Origin of the sequence: Flavobacterium piscis, from assembly GCF_001686925.1 — a bacterium.
Taxonomy (GTDB): Bacteria; Bacteroidota; Bacteroidia; order Flavobacteriales; family Flavobacteriaceae; genus Flavobacterium; species Flavobacterium piscis.
On record NZ_LVEN01000020.1, the window covers coordinates 1 to 564 of the forward strand.

At 42.0% G+C, this 564-nt stretch carries 1 pseudogene; it reads right to left on the reverse strand.

From position 1 onward, the window contains the following. Nucleotides 1-564: pseudogene (locus FLP_RS10020) on the reverse strand (hypothetical protein); the annotation flags it as partial.

Genomic DNA, 564 nt, shown 5'->3' on the forward strand with positions numbered 1-564 from the left:
CGGAAGATTCGAAACCGAAGCTGTAGTTCCAACTGAAACATTTAAAGCATTTTTCCATGAATAAGAAACGGTTCCAACCGCATTGGTTACCGCGCCGGCTGTTACCGTTCCAGTGCTAAATCCAAAACAACTAACATCTGTTTTAGAAGAAGCCGCAAGAGCTAAAGCCGCACCCGGTTGTAATATAGTAACCGAATTAGTTTGAGTAGAACAATTATCAGTAACAGTCAAAGTATAAGTTCCTGCCGGAAGATTCGAAACCGAAGCCGTAGTTCCAACCGAAACATTTAAAGCATTTTTCCAAGAATAAGAAACAGTTCCGACCGCATTGGTTACCGCGCCGGCTGTTATCGTTCCAGTACTAAATCCAAAACAAGTCACATCTGTTTTAGAAGAAGCTGCAAGAGCTAAAGCCGCACCCGGCTGTAATATAGTAACCGAATTGGTTTGTGTCGAACAATTATCAGTAACGGTCAAAGTATAAGTTCCCGCCGGAAGATTCGAAACCGAAGCCGTAGTTCCAACTGAAACATTTAAAGCATTTTTCCATGAATAAGAAACGGT